Annotated in this window: 1 pseudogene; it reads left to right on the forward strand. The window is 70.4% G+C overall.

The window, feature by feature from the left end:
- Positions 1-294 precede the first annotated feature (294 nt).
- Positions 295-524 (forward strand): annotated as a pseudogene (locus FK530_RS25480) (hypothetical protein); the annotation flags it as partial.

Here is a 524-nt window from a genome sequence, read left to right on the forward strand (position 1 = left end):
TGGTCCCCTCCCCTCTCCACGGTCCTGTCCTGGCGGTCAGTCTTCGACCTCGTGGGGGTGAAGATGGCTCCCGGAGTCCCCCACTCCGCGCTTCCTCCCGATTGTCAGGCCCAGTGGACCTCCGTGGACACCGACCTGGTGGAGGCGGCCCTGTGGACCCCTGGGCTGGCACCCGAGGGCTCCGGGCGCTCGGCACTGGTCCTACGCGGTGGTGAGCCCCACGTGCTCCAGGATCCGGGGACCCCGTGCGCAGACTCACCCGTGCGTCCGGGCGATGTGGGACCCCTGGGTCCGATGCTGGCCGAACCCGACCCCGCGGTGATCCGCTCAGGTCTGGTTGCGCGTCTGGCAGAGGCCATCGGTGCGCAGCTCGTGTCGCCCTCGATCGCGTGGCTGAGCGGGGAGGACCTGCCTGCGACCCCCTTCGCCGCCCGTTTCGAGGTCCTGGAGGTCACCGCCCTCCGCCCCAAGGCCATTCAGGCTGCCCTGCAGCGCTGGGATGTCGGTCGCATCGAGGTGAAGAA

The organism is Tsukamurella conjunctivitidis, from assembly GCF_007858475.1.
GTDB lineage: Bacteria > Actinomycetota > Actinomycetes > Mycobacteriales > Mycobacteriaceae > Tsukamurella > Tsukamurella conjunctivitidis.